This window comes from Mucilaginibacter ginkgonis (genome assembly GCF_009754905.2).
GTDB lineage: Bacteria > Bacteroidota > Bacteroidia > Sphingobacteriales > Sphingobacteriaceae > Mucilaginibacter > Mucilaginibacter ginkgonis.
In genome coordinates, this window is record NZ_CP066775.1 from 429,971 (window position 1) to 447,960 (window position 17,990).

At 41.8% G+C, this 17,990-nt stretch carries 15 protein-coding genes; 7 read left to right on the forward strand and 8 right to left on the reverse strand.

Annotated elements, in window-relative coordinates; all coding sequences use genetic code 11:
* Positions 1-40: 40 nt before the first annotated feature.
* Positions 41-1,093, reverse strand: a complete 1,053-nt coding sequence (locus GO620_RS02025; protein WP_157522650.1) for a response regulator — start codon at positions 1,091-1,093, stop codon at positions 41-43.
* On the reverse strand, positions 1,090-2,277 hold the full coding sequence (locus GO620_RS02030; RefSeq protein WP_157522647.1) for a PAS domain-containing sensor histidine kinase: 1,188 nt from the start codon (positions 2,275-2,277) through the stop codon (positions 1,090-1,092). Before GO620_RS02030 ends, GO620_RS02025 begins: the two co-directional genes overlap by 4 nt.
* A gap of 866 nt (positions 2,278-3,143) precedes the next feature.
* On the opposite strand from GO620_RS02030, the gene GO620_RS02035 reads away from it, so the two are divergent.
* The 5 genes from GO620_RS02035 (at position 3,144) to GO620_RS02055 (ending at position 7,216) form a co-directional block, all read left to right on the forward strand.
* Positions 3,144-4,382 (forward strand): site-specific integrase, encoded by a 1,239-nt coding sequence (locus GO620_RS02035; protein ID WP_157522644.1) that lies wholly within the window; start codon positions 3,144-3,146, stop codon positions 4,380-4,382.
* 1 nt (position 4,383) lies between these two features.
* Entirely contained in the window at positions 4,384-4,920 is a 537-nt protein-coding gene (locus GO620_RS02040) for an ORF6N domain-containing protein (RefSeq protein ID WP_157522641.1), read from the forward strand.
* A 205-nt stretch (positions 4,921-5,125) separates the two neighbouring features.
* The gene (locus GO620_RS02045) at positions 5,126-6,067 is read left to right on the forward strand and encodes a tyrosine-type recombinase/integrase (RefSeq protein WP_157522638.1); all 942 of its coding nucleotides are present in this window, start codon (positions 5,126-5,128) and stop codon (positions 6,065-6,067) included.
* Positions 6,068-6,095: 28 nt separating this feature from the next.
* On the forward strand, positions 6,096-6,818 hold the full coding sequence (locus GO620_RS02050) for a class I SAM-dependent methyltransferase (protein WP_157522635.1): 723 nt from the start codon (positions 6,096-6,098) through the stop codon (positions 6,816-6,818).
* Complete coding sequence (locus GO620_RS02055; protein ID WP_157522631.1) at positions 6,812-7,216, forward strand: SET domain-containing protein-lysine N-methyltransferase; 405 nt, start codon at positions 6,812-6,814, stop codon at positions 7,214-7,216. The genes GO620_RS02050 and GO620_RS02055 overlap by 7 nt, the downstream gene beginning before the upstream one ends.
* Here GO620_RS02055 and GO620_RS02060 read toward each other — a convergent pair whose 3' ends face one another.
* Positions 7,217-8,221, reverse strand: coding sequence for a hypothetical protein (locus GO620_RS02060; protein WP_157522628.1), 1,005 nt, complete (start codon positions 8,219-8,221; stop codon positions 7,217-7,219).
* 268 nt (positions 8,222-8,489) lie between these two features.
* Here GO620_RS02060 and GO620_RS02065 point away from each other — a divergent pair, with 268 nt between their 5' ends.
* Both GO620_RS02065 and GO620_RS02070 read left to right on the forward strand, forming a co-directional pair.
* The gene (locus tag GO620_RS02065) at positions 8,490-9,788 is read left to right on the forward strand and encodes a DUF6602 domain-containing protein (RefSeq protein WP_157522625.1); all 1,299 of its coding nucleotides are present in this window, start codon (positions 8,490-8,492) and stop codon (positions 9,786-9,788) included.
* Positions 9,789-9,857: 69 nt separating this feature from the next.
* Complete coding sequence (locus GO620_RS02070; protein WP_157522622.1) at positions 9,858-11,753, forward strand: hypothetical protein; 1,896 nt, start codon at positions 9,858-9,860, stop codon at positions 11,751-11,753.
* 7 nt (positions 11,754-11,760) lie between these two features.
* On the opposite strand, the gene GO620_RS02075 is transcribed toward GO620_RS02070, so the two are convergent.
* From GO620_RS02075 to GO620_RS02095, 5 genes are read right to left on the reverse strand one after another with little or no spacing between them, the layout of a single operon-like run.
* A complete protein-coding gene (locus GO620_RS02075; protein ID WP_157522619.1) occupies positions 11,761-13,425 on the reverse strand; it encodes a DUF6035 family protein in 1,665 nt (554 codons plus the stop codon).
* Entirely contained in the window at positions 13,425-14,351 is a 927-nt protein-coding gene (locus GO620_RS02080; protein WP_157522616.1) for a restriction endonuclease, read from the reverse strand. Before GO620_RS02080 ends, GO620_RS02075 begins: the two co-directional genes overlap by 1 nt.
* Before the next feature lie 9 nt (positions 14,352-14,360).
* Positions 14,361-16,343 carry a DUF3732 domain-containing protein gene (locus tag GO620_RS02085; RefSeq protein WP_157522613.1) on the reverse strand — a complete coding sequence of 661 codons (1,983 nt, stop codon included), beginning with the start codon at positions 16,341-16,343 and terminating at the stop codon, positions 14,361-14,363.
* A complete protein-coding gene (locus GO620_RS02090) occupies positions 16,343-16,846 on the reverse strand; it encodes a three component ABC system middle component (protein ID WP_157522610.1) in 504 nt (167 codons plus the stop codon). The genes GO620_RS02085 and GO620_RS02090 overlap by 1 nt, the downstream gene beginning before the upstream one ends.
* A gap of 4 nt (positions 16,847-16,850) precedes the next feature.
* Entirely contained in the window at positions 16,851-17,987 is a 1,137-nt protein-coding gene (locus GO620_RS02095; RefSeq protein ID WP_157522607.1) for an ABC-three component system protein, read from the reverse strand.
* Between the last annotated feature and the right edge of the window lie 3 nt (positions 17,988-17,990).

The window sequence follows — 17,990 nt, forward strand, 5'->3', positions numbered from 1 at the left end:
TTCCCCTCGTGCGTAATATCAGTTATAAAAGTGATCCGCGTCAGTTTTTCATTTTGGCAAGCCGAGTCATATCCAAAATGGTAATGGCACTGCCTTTTTTGTCGATCAAACCTTCATCCTTAAAATCTGATAAGGTACGGCTGACGGTTTCAGTAGCCATACCGGCCATTGCGGCCAGGTCATCCCTTGATATACGAAAGCCTTCTGTAACGGAGTCTCCTCCACGTGACAAACGCACTATTGCTTCTGCCATTCTTTTTCTAACAGAATGATAGGCCAGTTGCATAAGCTGATCTTCCTTTTTCCGTATATCGCAGGACAATAACTTGATGAACTTGCGTGCAACATCAGGATACAGGTTTAGGAGATTGTCAAGGAGGTCTTTAGGGATCATATATAAAAAACTATCTTCCATTGCGGTTGCAGTGTCCTTAAATGGTTCTCCGGACAATATGGCGTTGACTCCAAGATAATTATCGGCGTAGAACATGCCCGTCATCAATTCACGACCATCCTCTGCCAGTTTGATCGTTTTAACCCGTCCACTCAGAACTAAGTAAAGGTGATTCCCTTTATCACCCTCATAATAAATTACTTGGTTCTTCTTAAATTCACGTCCCTTGCGCTCTGCTGTAATCTTTTTTAATTGCACCAAACCATCGCTTTTAGCAATGATGCTCTCTAGGCTGTCTAAAGACTTGCTGTAAAAATTTATCTGGATTGCCTTTTTTTTAAGCCGGCTTTCTACAGCATTCAACAACTCGATATCATCAAAAGGCTTTGTAAGATAATCATCGGCGCCCATTTCCATGCCTTTACGCAAGTCTGCCCGCTCAGCCTTCGCAGTCAGAAAGATAAAAGGGATAGCTGCAGTTTCAGGCTTTTTATTAAGCATATACAAAACGCCATAACCATCCAGTTCGGGCATCATAATATCGCAAAGTATAATATCCGGGACCTGCTTTATTGCTAATTCTACTCCTTGCTTGCCATTAGCTGCGCTATAAACGTTATATCCCGCCAGTTCAAGTATTTCCGAAATATTCTCACGAATATCATCATTGTCCTCAATGATCAATATTTTTTTACTCATAGGATCGGTAATGAAATAGCAAATAAAGTGCCTTGGTTTACTTGGCTTTCGAAGCTTACGCGACCATCCATTAAGGCTGCATACCGGGCGACGATATTAAGACCCAAGCCGGTGCCGGGGATATTTCCAGTGTTGTGTGCGCGAAAAAATGCTTCAAACAAATGTTTCTGATCGGCCTCGGGTATACCAATACCATTGTCCTTAATGGTTATCTGGCAGCTCGTCTCGGTAATCTCAGTATTAAACTCAATAAATGTATTTTCCCCCGAATATTTGATAGCATTGCCTATTAAGTTGACCACGCAATTTTTTAGCAGGTTTTGATCAAGCCGGACAATATGTTGTGTGCCTGTATGCTGGTAAATGATGTTTTGATTCTGTTTAGCCAACAACTGCATTTCCTCAATTATCTCTTCCGCCAGCTTGACCAGGTCAAAGCTGCTAAAGGCCGCTTCCACCTTTCCAGCCTCCAGTTTTTCAAGAGAAAGAAAATCATTTAAAATAGCTGTCAGATTAGTCACCGCGTTTTTTATCCTTCCGACATGCTTACTGATATTAGGATTGCCATACGATAATGCATATTTATCAATCAGGGATGCGGATAATTGAACCGCGCTTAAAGGGGTTCGAAATTCATGGGAAGCCATAGATACAAAACGGCTTTTAAGCAGGCCTAGTTCCTTTTCTTTTTCCAGCGACTGGCTAACTTCTTCTTTGGCCAGCTGCAGTTCCTTAACCATTTTCTGTAAAGAATGTGTACGCTCGGTTACTTCTCCTTCGAGCTTGTGTGCGTAATCTTTCAATTGTTCCTCGGCCTCTTTTTCCCGGCTCAAGTCATGGATAAAGCCAGTGTATATATTTCTGCCTGAATACGCAACCTCGCTGACACCCAACCTGAACGGAAATATGCTGCCATCCTTCCGCAGACCACTCACTTCTCGGCCGATGCCAATAATATGAGCCTGTCCGGTTCGTTGGTAACGCGCCAGGTATTCATCATGCTGTTCCTTATCCGGAGGAGGCATAAGAATAGCAATGTTTTTGCCTACTACCTCTTCAGGTACATATTGAAAAAGGCTGCAAGCGGAAGGATTAATAGATTCAATGCAGCCCCGATCATCAATAGTGATTATTCCATCAATGGCATTTTGGATGATAGCATTTAACAAAGCCGCATTTTCCATGATCGCAAATGTCTTGATAACAAGTCATACCGAATGTAATTAATTTCAGGTAAAAAAGTGATCAAAATCATTTTTGTAATCCGTCATACATTGCCAGTAATAACATTTTATAAGGCTTATTTACTTAAAACTTATTAAAGCCACGCAGTTGATTTAAAACACCTATATTTCGACGTCTTTGCTATAATTTTAAAATACGAAAATTTCTTACAGTTTCGGGCGCCTCCATTCAGAACTTTTTTAATGAACAAAAATCCAGACTGAATTCAAGATGAGAAGAAGATCATTTTTAAAACCTCGCGATATTGATGAACTCTATAGTCGGATACCAGAGAAGATACAATTGCAATCGATAAACGTGATAATATTATAGGATTCACGTTATTCAGGTATCGTGCAAGTTAAAAAGTTAAATTCAGCAAAAAGAACAATAATTTTTTTATATTTGTTTTAAAATTTGTTCATTCATCTGATACAAACAACTACAAATAAATCGGTACTAAATTAGGTACTCATATGGTTTCTGTTTGTACTTAAAGTATTGAAAATAAAGAAGTTATTACGTTTATTTCGAGTCCCAGCGGGATCACAAAGTTGTACTTCAAGTCCAACAAAAACCCTCTTAACTGCTTGTTTTGGGGGTTTTTTCATTAATTATCCCCCGTGTAACCCTTTCTAAAGCCGGATTTCTGAACACCTTACTGTCCACCTTTGATTAGTTATTAATTTTGGGTGTTCGAAAAATAGTAAGTGTCTGATCATTAATCTATTAAGAAATTTGATGGGTTCATGACACGGGCTGCATTCGAACCCAGGATTCTAATTAGTTCAGAGCGACTAGAAGCGTTAACTAATTTAATTTTATAATGAAAACTTCAAATTCATTCAGGGTTTATTTCACCATTAAATCCGACAAAGCCAGGAACGGAAAAGCACCGCTTTATGTATCCGTTACCGTTAATAAGGAAAAGGCATATATTGCTTTAAAGGAAACGGTAAGTTTGGCTATCTGGGACTTCGGCAAGGGTGGCGTAAAAGGTACGCGCGACGAAGCCAGATTGATCAACAACTACATCGAGGATGTACGGCTGGCTTTAGGTAACTGTTATAAGGAACTATTATTAAAAGGAAAACTGATTACCCCCAAAACAATTAAATCACTATTCCTTGGGGAGGCTGATGAAACCCTTACACTCAATAAGCTGATGGCTTATCATAATGAGACATCAGGAAAAAGCCTTGACCCGGCTACGTTAAAGCATTACCGAGTAACGCAGCGCTACCTCACAAAGTTTGTGATTAGTCAGTATCACGCTGACGATCTTCTCCTGAAGGATATTGATTTCAGTTTTATCCAAAACTTTGATGCCTTCCTCAGAAATTATCATCCATTAGATCATCACAAGCCGCTGAAAGACAATGGCATAAAGATTCACTTAAAGAGATTAAAAAAGATGATCCATCTTGCTATGCATATGGATTGGATTGAACGTGATCCATTCGCGACTTTCCGTATCAAAATGAAACGCGTGTCAAGAGAATTTCTAACGGATGTTGAATTAGCTGCTATAGAAGAAAAGGAGTTCGATATCGAACGCCTGAGACTTATTCAAGACCTGTTTATATTCAGTTGCTATACCGGAATGGCCTATGGAGATTTGATGTCCTTAAAACCGCAGCAAGTGGTGATAGCAGAGGACGGAGAAAAGTGGATCAGGACCTTCAGATGCAAAACTGACGAACCCGTTAATTTTCCTTTGCTTCCAAGAGCGGTTGCAATCCTTGAAAAATATAAGGGCAATGCGCGGGCCTTATATACCAAATCAGTATTTCCAATTCTGTCGAACCAGAAAGTAAATAGTTACTTAAAAGAAATAGCCGACTTCTGCGGCGTCCACAAAAATTTGACGTTTCACATGGCGAGACACACCTTTGCAACAACAGTAACCTTATCTAATGGGGTACCTATTGAAACTGTAAGTAAAATACTTGGCCATACGAAAGTTTCTACTACGCAGATTTATGCAAGGGTAGTTGAACGGAAGCTGCAAGCTGATATGAAATACCTGAAAAATAAATTAGCTGAAAAAGCTTTAACTGTATAACATGGAAGTTGCATCAACTAGTAACGAGCAAATTGCCGACAGGATATTTGTTATTAGAGGATTAAAAGTTATGTTAGATAGCGATCTCGCTGATTTATACGATGTTGATACAAAAGTATTAAAGCAAGCTGTCCGGAGAAACATTGCAAGATTTCTTGAAGACTTTATGTTTGAATTAACTCGAGATGAGTTTGAAGTTTTGAGGTCACAATTTGTGACCTCAAAAACTGATAGACGAGGTGGATCGCGTTATTTGTTTTTTTGTTTCACAGAACCTGGCGTTGCTATGCTTTCTAGTATTTTAAATAGCGAAAAGGCCATTCTTATCAATATTCAGATCATTCGGATCTTTATAAGCATGAGACAGGCGATGCTCGAGAACGGTGATATGAAATACCAAATTGAATTAATTAAGAAGAGGATTGATAACCAGGATAAAAACTTAGAAATCGTTTTTCAATATTTGGACAATCTGTTAGAAAGTAAATCGACAACTATGCCCAGAAAAAGAATAGGTTTTAAATCGGATGATTTATGATCAGTAATAATTAAGATTTACAAAAAATATTTATAACAGTAAATCTTTAATCTTCGTTGATTGAAATACTCAATTTCAATTTGATTAATTTCTTTCGCAAGTGTTATAAACCTTGACGCTTTTTTATGCTATTCATGTTAAGGAATATTGTTCTTCTTAAAGATTAAGTCATCTTTCGACTTTATTAATCTTTAATCATAAAAGCATGCTCAATCTTAAACAGGCGATAACTGACTTTTCAAATCATTGCAGATATGAAAAAAACCTTTCGTTAAAATCCATTAGGTGTTACGAAATCGACTTGCTTCAATTTACCAAATTCATTGAAGCTCAAAACTTCCCTTCACAAATCAACTGCATAGATAAAATCCATTTTAAAGCTTATTTGAAAGAGCTCTCACGTTGGAAACCAAAAACAGTTAAAAGAAAAGTTGCCACACTAAAGGCAATGTTTAACTATTTGGAATTTGAGGATTTAATCATTTCCAATCCCCTGCGCAAAATAAAAATTCAAATTAAGGAGCCGCAATTTTTACCAAAAGCATTAACGCTGTTAGAATCCCATGCATTACTTAGCAAAACATATGATTTTTTAGCAGATAAAAAAAGGTCAGCTTACAGCTATCAAGAAGCTTTGCGTAATACTGCTGTAATAGAACTATTGTTCGCCACCGGAGCACGAGTGTCTGAAATTTCTGGCTTACTTCATAGTTCTGTAGACTTAGAATCGGGCCTCGTAACTTTTTTTGGAAAAGGGGGTAAGCAAAGAATGATTCAAATTTGCAATCTTGACGTACTTAAAATCCTAAGGGCCTATTGCAAACATTCAAAAAATAATTTAAGTGATGGCAAATTTCTATTAGTCAACCGCTTGGGTAACAAGCTTTCAGACCAGTCAATCAGAATTTTAGTTCGTAATCTAGCTTCAAAAGCTAACATCACAAAAAGGGTGACACCACATATGTTGCGGCATACGTTTGCAACGCTACTTCTAGAAAATAATGTCGATATAAAATATATTCAATCAATGCTTGGCCATAGCTCCATCATGACCACTCAGATTTATACACATGTAAGTCTCGAAAAGCAAAAACAAATATTAGCAGATAAACATCCGAGAATGAATTTTTCCTTATCTATTCCTTGAACGAATAATTGATAACTAATAATTATCAATGAAAGAAATCTCACTGGAAGCAGTTGCCGAAAAATACAATCACCTGGAGATTATTTGGGATGAAAAGGATAAATGGCATACGCATACTAAAGCAATGATTAACGCCTTTATCAAGAAAGTGCTCATCACTTTTGACATAAAAGAATGGAAGATTTTAAATGCAGGTTCGGCCGGATATAGCTATGACTTAGAAGAGAAAAACATCCTTCATGTTGATATTGCTGCGAAGCGGTTGGAAAATCTTAAGAATTCACTAGTCGCCGATATTCAAAAGATTCCATTAAGAGATCAACAATTTGATCTAATAATTTGCGTTGGAAGCGTCATCAATTATTGCGATCCCCCGGCAGTTCTAAAAGAGTTTAAAAGACTATTAAAGACTGATGGAAAAATGATTTTGGAATTTGAGAACAGCTACACTCTTGAATTAATTGGTAAAAAGTCTTTTAACCGAAAGGCAGTGATTGTTAATTCGTTTTACAACGGGGAGTCAGAGAAAGTTTGGTTTTTCTCTGAAAAATATATTTTAGAATTAGCCGCTCTTTATAATTTTACTTTAGTGGAAACTTTTAGGTGTCATATACTATCCCCATTAATTTACAGGATTTTTAAAAATGAACAATTTGCAGCCAAATTCGCAAAACTGGATAGCATTCTAAGAGACCTGCCAATCTTAAACAAATTTTCATCGAACACAATTTGTTTGTTCACTCAATGCTGATTGTCGAAACATATTTGAAAGAGGTCTCAGGTAAAGGTATCGGTTTGTTTGCTAGCAAATTAATCCCTAAAAACGCTGTTTATTGGGTCAGAAATACTGATTTTGATAAAATTATAAGTAAGACTGAATTAAGAAGTTATCCTGCGTTAACTAGCAATTTTATAACTAATTACGGTTTCCAAGAACAAAGTGGGATATGGTATCTTTGCATGGATAACGCTCGTTTTGTTAATCATTCTTTAAATCCGAATACTTTTAACAGATTTAATGATACCGGTGAGCTTATAGAATGTACTACTACCAAAGACATTCTTCCTAATGAAGAGATAGTTTGTAATTATCGGAAAACTTGCATAACGTGCGATGTTGATGTTGACTTTGTTGTTGCCGATTCTTAATTATAATTTATCTAATAGCTTTTCTACCAACTTTTTACCCAAATCAGTTTTATTGCCAAATATCCATGATGTAGCGATAGACGCAACTATTATAGCCATGGTAAAAAGGAATGATTGTTTTTCGATGTCAATATCAAATTTATCCTTAATAAGTAATGCCAAGCATGCAAATATTATTAGGCATAAAATAAATATTAAAACAAACGATAATAACTTTGTGGCATTATTTGCTTTTATAACATTAAAATCAGTAGGATTTAATGGCAATAAATTTTTATAGCCATTAATATCTATGGTTTTGCGATGATCTACATCTTTTTTAATAATGGTATATAGTTGATCTAACGCTATTTTATAATTGGCCCGCTCAGTGTAATTAAATACAATACTATACCAACGCTCATAATATTTGTAATAAAGCGCGCTAATTATCATTAGATACGTCTCTTTTTTAAGCTGTTTTATTTCGTCGTTGCTATAGATCATTAAAACTGCTCTCATCTGGCTTTCATAATTATGATGGCCTAATTGCGGAACAAAATACGCGCATTTGATTACGCCAAAGTGTGACATTTTTAATAACCGAATCAACATTTTTGATGATTCGGTAGGTTCTAAATTGTCAAAATAACAACCAACTTCACAGATAACATAGTCGTAAATAAATTCCTCATCTGCCAAAAAACCAGCTATTTTATCTACGAATTCGTAAAAAGCGTTATTTTTTCTATAAGGTTTATCAAGAACTAAATAATCGACCTGAACAAAGCGCTCCTCTTTGAAATAAGCTAATTCTGTGAAACCTATTAATATTTTATTCAAGTAAAGCCCAAGTACGACAAAGTGATCGCCGTATTGAAATTCAAAATTATCTAACCAATGAATTATTTCATTCGTGTCAGTTCGGTAGGCTGGTTCAATGTTTTCCGCATATAGTTTCAACGCCTTAGCGAGATCGGGAGAATTTGAGGTTTTAAATCTCTTTATTTCGTAAGTCGTTTTCATTGATAATTATTAGTTATCCATTACTGGATTGCTAATATATAAATACTTAAGTCAATACAAATTGCTGATTTTTCATAGATAATGTTCAGTTATCTTTTATTGAACTTATTGCATGGCCATCGAAAAATTCATCTTGGGGTGTTTTTCCGCGAGGATCTTTTTTTGTTTTTCGAGGTTGACCTGGTGTAGATGTCCTTGGTTATTATCGAGCCATGTCTGAGCAAGGACTGGATGTATTTTGCTTAACTTAGCTCTATAAAAACAATAAATGATCGAAAAAGTTTCGGACCTGCTACAGGCCTTAATTAAAGCAGAAGCCCAAAAAATTGAAGAACAGGACATCCATCACCGGGTGACCATTGGAAATATGTATGAAGGTTTGACTGCCGATATCATCAGCAAAAGCCTATTCGGAGGTTTGGACCTTCAGGTGATCAATAATTCATTTATTAAAGGCAAGAAGGGCATTCTATCCAAAGAGATGGATGTGATGGTCATTACCGGCGAAGGCGAACGTTTGCCTTACAGTGACCAATATAAGGTAGAACCTGAGCAAGTCATTGCAGTGATCCAAGTGAAAAAGAAGCTCAATAAGCAACAATTAGCCGATGCGCACGAGAACTTAAAAGATGTTTATGATATTGCCGATTGGGAAACAATAACACCGGCCCAGCAGGAGATCTACCGTGATGCGTTCCGCACTATCTGCCAGAAAGATCTGATCGTTGATGGTAAAATCAGGGAGGATTTTGACAATGAGACCGAACGCCAGGTTTTTCATATGTTATTTTTTGAAGCAGTGATGCCTGTACGCATTGTACTGGGCTATGAGGGCTATACCACTGAACACGGACTCAGACAAGGTTTCGTTGAATACTTAAAGGACAATATTTCCACGCTTGAAAAACAAAAGGGCGGCTTTTCACCACTGACTTTCCCCAGCCTGATCATCAATGAGGGCTTTAGCCTGCTCAAAGGTAACGCGATGCCTTATATAGGCCCTATGCTTAACGGGCATTGGATCTTCTATTTTTCCAATGGCCAGAATCCGTTAATGCACCTTTTGGAGATGATCTGGACACGCTTATCATATTTGTACGATATTCCGGCTGATGTATTCGGTGAGGATCTCGAAATCGAAGGCCTGAATACCTTGCTAATCGGAAACCCTGTTACCACAGATCAAATGAGTGGCTGGAATTATGATATTATTGAAACCTCTGCTCAAGAATTAGAGAAAGCTGCTAACGAACGAAGGGAATGGGAACCGGTCAAACTAAGTTTTGACCAACATGTGATCATCTATGCGCTGACACAGCAAGAAACGCTGTCTATTGGGGAGATCCCAAAACTGATCAACAAAGATGACACTTTCGATACCGCAGGTTTTGTTCGAACCCTGTTTGAAACCGGTTTACTGCTCAACGAAAATGGCTGTATGCGTTTGGCCACAGTATTATGCCGCACACTCTACACACCTGAAGAAGGCTTTTTTGCCGCAGACGACAAAACAGGACGCTTCAGCCGCTGGCTCGACAAACAACTGGCTGCTGGTCGCTTTAAATAAGACTAGTGGTTAGAAAACGATCTTTGCAATCAAGCCCACCCCGTCGAAATGAATTAATTGAATAATACCATGCATACAGAATATTTACCGGAGGAATTAAAAAGACAAATGCAGGAGGTATTTGCCAATATTCAAAAAGATCGGCCACGCTATCTTGACTGGATTAAAACAGAAATTGAGGCATTAATCACGTCTATCAATAACTTTGATAAAATATATGTCTTGGGTGGTCTCGGGGCGAAACTGATCAAAGCCATGCCTAATTCTTACACCCTGTTTATGGAAAATTACAAGCATCAGGACGCGATCGATCAAGGGCAACTGGTTCATAATGATGATGAGATCGAGCTATTGCTGGAATATGCGATGAGCATTGCTGCTGCTACTGCTAATACGAGTGAATTGACACCTAACGCGGAAGAGCTGCAGGCCATTTATGAGCAGTTGTCCAGGATTAAATATAATATGGGGATGTGGGAGATGTCCGCGGAAATACCTGCCAACTGCAATCAATCGGATCATTGGCTCCGAACCCAGATCGTTACGGAAAGAATTAATGTTAGGGGTAGCGGCTATCATATACACGTGACGGAAATATTCAAAGAACTATTTGCCCCGTTTAGCGAATATCTGAATCAATATTATCAATTTGACGCTGATGACCTGCTCCGTGTAATTCTTAAGTTGGACAGCCTGGTCTATTCTAAAGTGGGAAATCCTCTAGGCTCAGCTAATTCGCACGACCGGCTAAAAGAATGGATGGCCACCCAAGGCGAGGATAAAGTTTTCCAAACAATGATGGAAACAGGCAAACATTTTATCCAGCAATTTACCGACGCTAATCCGGATCTTAAAAATCCAGACACGCCTGATACTGTCTTACTGCGCAGCCTAGATGATATTACTAGTTATAACACGATTTTTTGGGTGATCCCCCATAGCGAAAAAGAGAAAGCCGTGTTCGAAAAACTGTCTACGGCCTTTGGTGAAAATGGAATTTTCTTTCAACCGGAGAAATTCAAAGCTTTTATTTTGAACGACACCATCATCAAATTGCAGCCGCTAATTAAAGAAAAAGACAAGTTTTATCATTTTTCACTGAACCTGTCATTCAGGAATATTTTCAGAATCACCGAAAATCTGATCAAATCTACCAGTGAAGTTTATTTTCAAAATCACTATCAGGGCAACACCGATCCAAATTCCAAGGATAATTACATTGAACATAAAGCGAAGCGTTTATTTGAAAAGTTATTGCCCAGCGCTCAATTTTATTCGTCGTTAGACTATTATGTTCCGGATGGAAACGGCGATTCGAAAAAAACGGAACTGGATATACTCGGCATATCTGCCGATGCGATTTATATTATTGAAGTCAAAGCCGGTTCACTGAATGATAAACACAAACGCGGCGCATTAAAAGGTTTGAAGTTACGCCTCGAACAGACCGTATCGACCGGTTCTTATCAAAGTCATAGCGCCTTAAAATATATCCAGAACAATGAACGGCCGGAATTTAGTTATGTGACCAATGAAGTTCGTAAACAACTGGTTATCAATAAATCGTCGGTTAAATCCTATTACAAGATCACTGTTACATTTGAACATCTCGCCGGTATCGCTTCGAATTTAAAATATTTGATCAGCAGTGGCGTCATGAGCGAGGAATATAAATGGGCCTGGATCATTTCGATATTTGACCTGATGGTCTTCGCCGACCTCATGCCGGATGAGGCAAAATTCAAAGAATACTTGGATAACAGGCTTGCCCTATATGACCGGGAAGATATATCTTTTTCTGACGAACTGGATATCCTTGGTTACCATATGGAAGGACATTTCCCACTCGGCGCGGTAAAAAAAGATACGCATTTACAGGGAATGGGATTTAAAGATGATATTGATCGCTATTATGAGCAAAATAGCATGGGTATTCCTTACAATGGAAAACCAGGATTCAAATAAATTATGATTAGGCGATGTCGTGATATAGTTCATACATCAAAGGATAAACTGATGATACATCTTGTTCAGGTGGGTTGGCTTGTAGTTTGGCGATCTGCTTTTGAAAGCTTTTGTTTTTGTCGTGCGCCTCAATGATGGCCCAAAGACCGTATTTTTTGAAAGCGCGTTCAACGTAAACATAAAATTGCTTGTGTTTAAGGATGGCCTGGACCCCAAAACTGATCCAGTCTTTATAATCGGAGCCGAACCGCTCTTGCCGGCGAGCGCTTTCTATGGCAAACAAAAAGCTGAGGTGCTGATAAACGCTGTCTACTAAGGCTTTGCTTTTAAGCTGGTCGCACCAATGGTAAGTCTGTAATTCCCTGGCCTTTTCTTTAACGTCCATGATTAGTGCATCATGCGCCTGAACGTCGGCGGCGGTCAGTTGATAGCCCCGCTTGAACAAGCTTTTGATCAAGGGCTGACGATAGCTCAAATGCTCATTTTTCAGGATTTGCTGAAAGGTCGTGGTGCCATCGTCGTCATTGGCATTGGAATCGAAAACGATACGGTCATCTCGCAACAAATAATGAATAAAAGAATGTTGTCCCGGTATGGCGTTGGCTATATAGTGATTAATGAGGCTCTTGCCTTGTACGCGTTTGTCGGCAAAGCGAAACCTGGAATTTAATGTTTCTAAACCTAAAGGTGAAAGTTTATCCAGCTCCTCACCGAACTTGTAAAAGTTCCAGTTATGGCTTTTGTGTTTCTTTAGTTTTTCGATCACGGCGTCGGCATCTTGGGCCGCTTGTGTCCGCCGTTCAGCATTCCGCTCTTCAAGCTCTCTTTGCTCATTGGCTTCGATTTGTTCTTTTAGTTTTTCCTCTGTTTCTTTTAGTTTTTGCTCATAGTTCAAGTAATATATCTGGAAACTTTGTGGGTCAAAGGTCACCTGGGATAAACTCACCGACTTTGTCTGCCAGGGTGCGATCACCCGGTCTTTTTCGGAAATAAAGGGCGATTTGTAGGTACAGGACAGCTTAAAATCTGCTGCCTTTTCATCCAGTTTAAAAAAGTTCTGCGATGGCGTCAGGTACTTGATATCCCGCTCCATGGTCGACTGGCCATGCACATCAAAGTCGTCCAGAATCCAGACCAGATAAATACCCGATGCTTTGTAAAAATTGTGCCTGCCTAAGAGGTATTTCTGCGATAACCTGGACAGTTGAATTTCAAAGGCCATTTCTTTGCCCTGGTAAACCCCATAAACATCCGGCCGTCGTTTTTCGATGTCGTTAAAAAAGAAGCGCGTATCGGCAATTACCGAACCTGGCTCGACGCCATCTGTTTGCCTTAATAATTCTGCGATCCGGTTTTTCAGGAAGATATGCCTTGGCCGTTCATGCGCCCTGATAATATTGGTAAAATCCTGTACATCTTCGTCGCTCATTTTACCATTTTTCATCGGACAATCATCAGCATTGGGAAAATGCTTGAAATGCACGTTGTCATTTTTGCTATCCGAAATGAGTAGGGGCTGATCACAGCGATAACAACCCAAATTCAGTTTGCCCGAATTGTAACGTTTGCGCAACTCATAGGCTTCTTTGGCAACTTTAAAGGATGTGGCCGCATCATAACATTCGCCGGTATCCCTGTCGTAAGCTAGCTCTATGGTTCGTTGAAATGCCATTACAATAATGAGGCGGATTTGTAGCCAGAAGCGATCCTGACTTCGAGGATCTTATTCTCTTTCACCAGTAACACCTGCACACGTTCTCCGTCAGGTAGCTCGTATTGGATATGGGCATAAGCGAAATCGCTGCCCTGCGGGTCCATCCAGGCCTGGCCGAGGCCGTTGATCATGCCGAACCGCTGCGTTTCAGCTGCTTTCATGGCAGGATATTCCCAGTTCTGTGCTTTTTTCAGATGCGGGATCAGGAAATCAAAAGGCACCATCATGTCCGATCGAATGGGTTCCAAGTCTTCATCGCGGTAATACTGTTCCAAACTTTCTTCAGCACGGGTATAGGCATGCCATAGGAAAGCTAGTTCCTCGTGGTTCAGGCGGCTGAAATCGAGTTGGCGGTAAAGATCATATAAAGCTTTAGGCCCGGGCAGGATATGATGGCTTACCCATTGCAGGATTAAGCTACGGACCAGGCGTACGTCGTCTGCAGCGAAATATTTAATGACGATATCTGGGAACAACAGTAACTGCTGCATAAGGAATTTTCCTTCGATAACATGGATCGAAAATGGTTCGGTCTGCCCGGCTTTCTCTAGCCAGTCGCGGGTGGCAGTGGTTAAATAAGAGGATACGATCAGCAGAAAATGGTCCGCTTTTTCTACTCTCGCCCAATTGATTTTTTCGACGACCTGATCTAGGGCAATGCCCTGGCTATGCCTTTTACATTCAATGAACCATTTTTCGATGTAAGGGCTGGTGATGGCATCAGTGACCGTACGGCGGGCTTCAATATCGCGACCATGGTCGGCGCCGCCTCGGCGCCAGGCCATGCTATGAAAGCGGAACCTGACGAGGAGGTCGTAGCACAGTTCTTCGAACTGTCTCCAATCCAGCCGATCAAAATCAATATCTTCTTCTTGGTAAGCCATAATGGATGTTTAACTGTACCAGGCCTCGGGGATCAGCTTATTGCCATCACGCCAAACTTCGACTTCGTGGACACCTTCGATATCACCGTAAATGGTATCATCTGCGTGATCGAGGATAATGCTTTGCCATCTGCCGTTCATTGCCCGGATGGAGTCCGCGATGGTTTTAAACATGCCTTTAACGGCTTCGACGTCTTCGTCCGGGAACTGTAGGTCGGTTTCGGTCGCGATCTGATTGCGTTTGAGTTTAGGAAAGTATACTTGGCTCGGTTGGTCAAAGATCACAAAACTGGGAACGCAGGACACGGGCTGGCTGAGGAAATATTCCTGCAGGGCGCACATCAAAGCAATGTGGAAAGAAACCCAGTTGGAGGCACTGCCGACTTGGCCGAGGTAATGCCAGTGGTTATCGTTGCTCAATACAGAAACATTCAGGTCTTTGGTGTCAAAGCGGGGCGCGACTTCGCGGTATTTGCTTTCCACGTCAAGCGTTTTTAGGTGGCGGAGCACGCCCTGCGCAATGCGGGCGGTGGCGGCATCGATCCGGGCACGGACGGTATATTCGTTGATGGTGGCCATCAGGTCGGTGTATTCCCTTTCCAGCAGGGCGATCTCGGTTTGCAGTTCGCCGCCGTCGACCAGGCTTTCAAAGGTAGCCAGCGAGGCCTGCATATTGCCGAGGAACAGGTACATGTTCTTACGGCGCTGGAATTCGGCGCGGGCTTCGCTATTCGTTTGCATGATTAAGTCGAAGCGGCGCTGGAAATCTTTTTTGTTGTCGATCAGGGTTTCCAATTCCTGGTTTAGTCGCTGTTCCTCGCGGGAAAAAGAGGTGGGTACTTCGGCCAGTGTTTTGGACTGTTGTTCGATAGTGGAAAATACCGAGGCGATCTTTCGCAGTTCAGCTTTGCCATTGGGGTGTTCTGTGCTGCCGCAGGCCGGACAACCGGAAGTTTCAGTAGACACCTCTTCGAGCCATTTGGAGATCTGCAATCGGTCGACGCGTTTACGGATCGAGCTTTCGTAGTCAGTCAGACCGGTGCTGAGGCGTTTGACGTCGGATAAGCGTTTTTTCACCAGGCCGATTTCGGCGCTTAAGTAACGCTCCTCGGCTTCCAGGTCGGCGATGTTTTTGTTGGCGGTATCGATATCCTTGAATTCGGTCAGGGAATGCTCGGGGATCACCTGCAGGATCTGCCGGGCCATATTCAGCAAGGCCTCCGGGTCGGCATTTTGCAGATTTTCTTCCTGGAGCAGGCCGTATTCTTTGGCCACGCGCAGGTGCCCTTCCATATTGGCTTTCCAGGCCGACGATACGGCTTTCGTCTTATCAAATTCCCGGCGCAGTTGGTTCAGCCTTTTTTCTATCACTTGGATACGCTGCCTGGCTTTTAGGGTGTCCAGGTTTTCAGCACCAAGGATAAAGGGAAACCAGTTACGGAGCTTTTCGCGGTGCTCATGGGCGTGGGTCTTATAGAACAGGATGTTTTGGTTGGCTACGATATCCTGGCTTTGAAAGATCAGCGCCATCAGGTCACGGAAACTGAGCCGGGCGGTATAAGCTTTTTTGTCGTCTTCCCCGCCAAGATTGAAATAGGGCATGCCGGATATAGTATTAAGATAGTTTTTGACGCCATCGGTGGTTTCGTTCTTATCAGGGATGGTAAGCGGTACACTGACAATGGCTGAGCGTAGCAAATAAAAATCATTACTGACCTGGTTGCCAAGTGGCACGCGGCGGGCCAGCAGGACCTGCTCGTAATCGGTCTGGAAAACGATGCCATACCAGGAGGCAAAATCCCGGATGGTATCGATCGGGATAGAACAATCTCCAGATGCCAGGCAATAATCAATAATCGGGATGATCGCGGATTTCCCGGTACGGGAGGCACCGGTGATGACATTGAGCATACCCGGTTGAAAGTTGACCTGTCTCGGCGGAAATTCCGCGTTCTTGGGCCAGATGATCAGTTGCAGTAGTTGAAAGTTCATTAAAATACGATTTTTAAATAATTGGCGATGGATGCCAGGTCCTGGCGTCCGAACCAGTTGCCCAAGATCTCAGCTTTCTTGCCGGTCTGTTCGTGGACGCTTTTGAGCGCGTTTCCTCTTGAGGGTTTCTTTAGTTCGCTTTTCGGATAAAGCTGGGCGGTCTCCGTATCCCAGAAGAGCAGGCCCTGGGCGACGGCGATATCGATGGCCCTCAGGGTATAAGCCAGCCTCGCCTTGGTCCGTTCATGGATGCTTAGCAGAGTATCAGAACTTTTGGAATCCTCAAAGCTACGCAGATAAGATGGCAGATCGGCTCGCATATTGCTGACCGGTGCGGACAACTGCTGGCTGGTCAATATCGCGACGGCCACGAAATGGAGCAGCGCGACGGGGGCATCGCCACTGGGGTGTGTGGAGGCATAGCCTTTCGTAAAACGCCATAAGAGGTAAGCGCCGATAACCGGCGTGTTCCATATCCGTACTTCTTCTAATACTTCTCCCATATGATTATAGGGCATCCCAGCGGGGATGCCAACCTAATGATTTACCTTCAACGAGTGCGTGGTAAGTGCCGGCTATCGTGCCATTTGGCGGCGACATGTCGCGGATCACTTCCTGCCGTATCTTGCAATTTAAAAATAGTAACTGGCCACGCTCGTGGTCTTCGCGCGTCTTTTCCGTCAGCGCGATCATCTTTTGCTGCGTATTCCAAAAACTGGTGAGTTTTTCTTCAAAGTCAATAGCCACTTCTTCATTGATGATCTCGTTTTCGATCCACTTATCGCGGTTGGTCTTGGCTCGTAGGAAATCCGTCACGGCCTCCACGATGTCGTCTTCATCGGCACGGATATGGCTGAGCTGTTGTAAGTACCGCGGCTGGATCTTCATCTGGTCCTGGATCAGGTCGTCGGTCGGCGGATTTTCCAGCGCAAAGTCTACTAGTTCGAGTTTTCTTGCGCGGTCAAAATAAACCGTAAACTGCTTTTGATAATCTTCCCAGGGAATCAGCGCGGGCTGTTTTAGAGCGATCTTACCCATGATCTCCTCCTGTAGCCAGCCACTTAGCAAGTTGGTCACGAATTTACGCTGGTGTTTGCCAATCAACAGACGCTCCAGTTCATCCTGGATCTCGTTAAAGCCGAGTCCGTCGTTGACCTGAAGTTCGAAACGGGTAAGCAATTCGGCAAATTTATCCTGGTCATAGGACAGCACAAAATTTAAATAAGGCCAGATCTCATGACTATCGGTGATATCAGCTAAAGACGCCTTGGCATTGGTTACCGCAGTTTTGGCTTCCTCTATTGTTATTGCCTTGTCGAAAGTATGAACGATGGCCTCACGGCCGCTTTGATTGGTATACAAATAAAACCAAGTCTTTTCTAAACCGATATGACCTTCGTCTATGGCTTTTAACCAATTGTAAAAGGTCTTCCAGAGATCCGAGGAACGGTCAGTCAGCGGATTGCCGACAGTAGAGCTTTTATCCTCTTCGGACAAGGCCGCGCCGTCTGCCAGATGGGTGGCAACGTCGCCGATGACCTCTACACTGACAGCGTCACCGGGGCCAGCTCGCAGCAGGTGCAGCAATGCCCGTGGGAACTGGACCGCGTAACCTAATAACTGAGCCGGCGCATTGGATGTCATTGA

What these genes read in the sequence shown, in the direction of transcription:
- GO620_RS02065 (WP_157522625.1), top strand. Translation starts at nt 8,490, where the DNA reads ATGATCGAAAAAGTTTCGGACCTGCTACAGGCCTTAATTAAAGCAGAA.
- GO620_RS02075 (WP_157522619.1), bottom strand. Translation starts at nt 13,425, where the DNA reads ATGGCATTTCAACGAACCATAGAGCTAGCTTACGACAGGGATACCGGC.
- GO620_RS02055 (WP_157522631.1), top strand. Translation starts at nt 6,812, where the DNA reads ATGCTGATTGTCGAAACATATTTGAAAGAGGTCTCAGGTAAAGGTATC.
- GO620_RS02035 (WP_157522644.1), top strand. Translation starts at nt 3,144, where the DNA reads ATGAAAACTTCAAATTCATTCAGGGTTTATTTCACCATTAAATCCGAC.
- GO620_RS02030 (WP_157522647.1), bottom strand. Translation starts at nt 2,277, where the DNA reads ATGGAAAATGCGGCTTTGTTAAATGCTATCATCCAAAATGCCATTGAT.
- GO620_RS02085 (WP_157522613.1), bottom strand. Translation starts at nt 16,343, where the DNA reads ATGAACTTTCAACTACTGCAACTGATCATCTGGCCCAAGAACGCGGAA.
- GO620_RS02090 (WP_157522610.1), bottom strand. Translation starts at nt 16,846, where the DNA reads ATGGGAGAAGTATTAGAAGAAGTACGGATATGGAACACGCCGGTTATC.
- GO620_RS02025 (WP_157522650.1), bottom strand. Translation starts at nt 1,093, where the DNA reads ATGAGTAAAAAAATATTGATCATTGAGGACAATGATGATATTCGTGAG.
- GO620_RS02095 (WP_157522607.1), bottom strand. Translation starts at nt 17,987, where the DNA reads ATGACATCCAATGCGCCGGCTCAGTTATTAGGTTACGCGGTCCAGTTC.
- GO620_RS02045 (WP_157522638.1), top strand. Translation starts at nt 5,126, where the DNA reads ATGCTCAATCTTAAACAGGCGATAACTGACTTTTCAAATCATTGCAGA.
- GO620_RS02060 (WP_157522628.1), bottom strand. Translation starts at nt 8,221, where the DNA reads ATGAAAACGACTTACGAAATAAAGAGATTTAAAACCTCAAATTCTCCC.
- GO620_RS02070 (WP_157522622.1), top strand. Translation starts at nt 9,858, where the DNA reads ATGCATACAGAATATTTACCGGAGGAATTAAAAAGACAAATGCAGGAG.
- GO620_RS02050 (WP_157522635.1), top strand. Translation starts at nt 6,096, where the DNA reads ATGAAAGAAATCTCACTGGAAGCAGTTGCCGAAAAATACAATCACCTG.
- GO620_RS02080 (WP_157522616.1), bottom strand. Translation starts at nt 14,351, where the DNA reads ATGGCTTACCAAGAAGAAGATATTGATTTTGATCGGCTGGATTGGAGA.
- GO620_RS02040 (WP_157522641.1), top strand. Translation starts at nt 4,384, where the DNA reads ATGGAAGTTGCATCAACTAGTAACGAGCAAATTGCCGACAGGATATTT.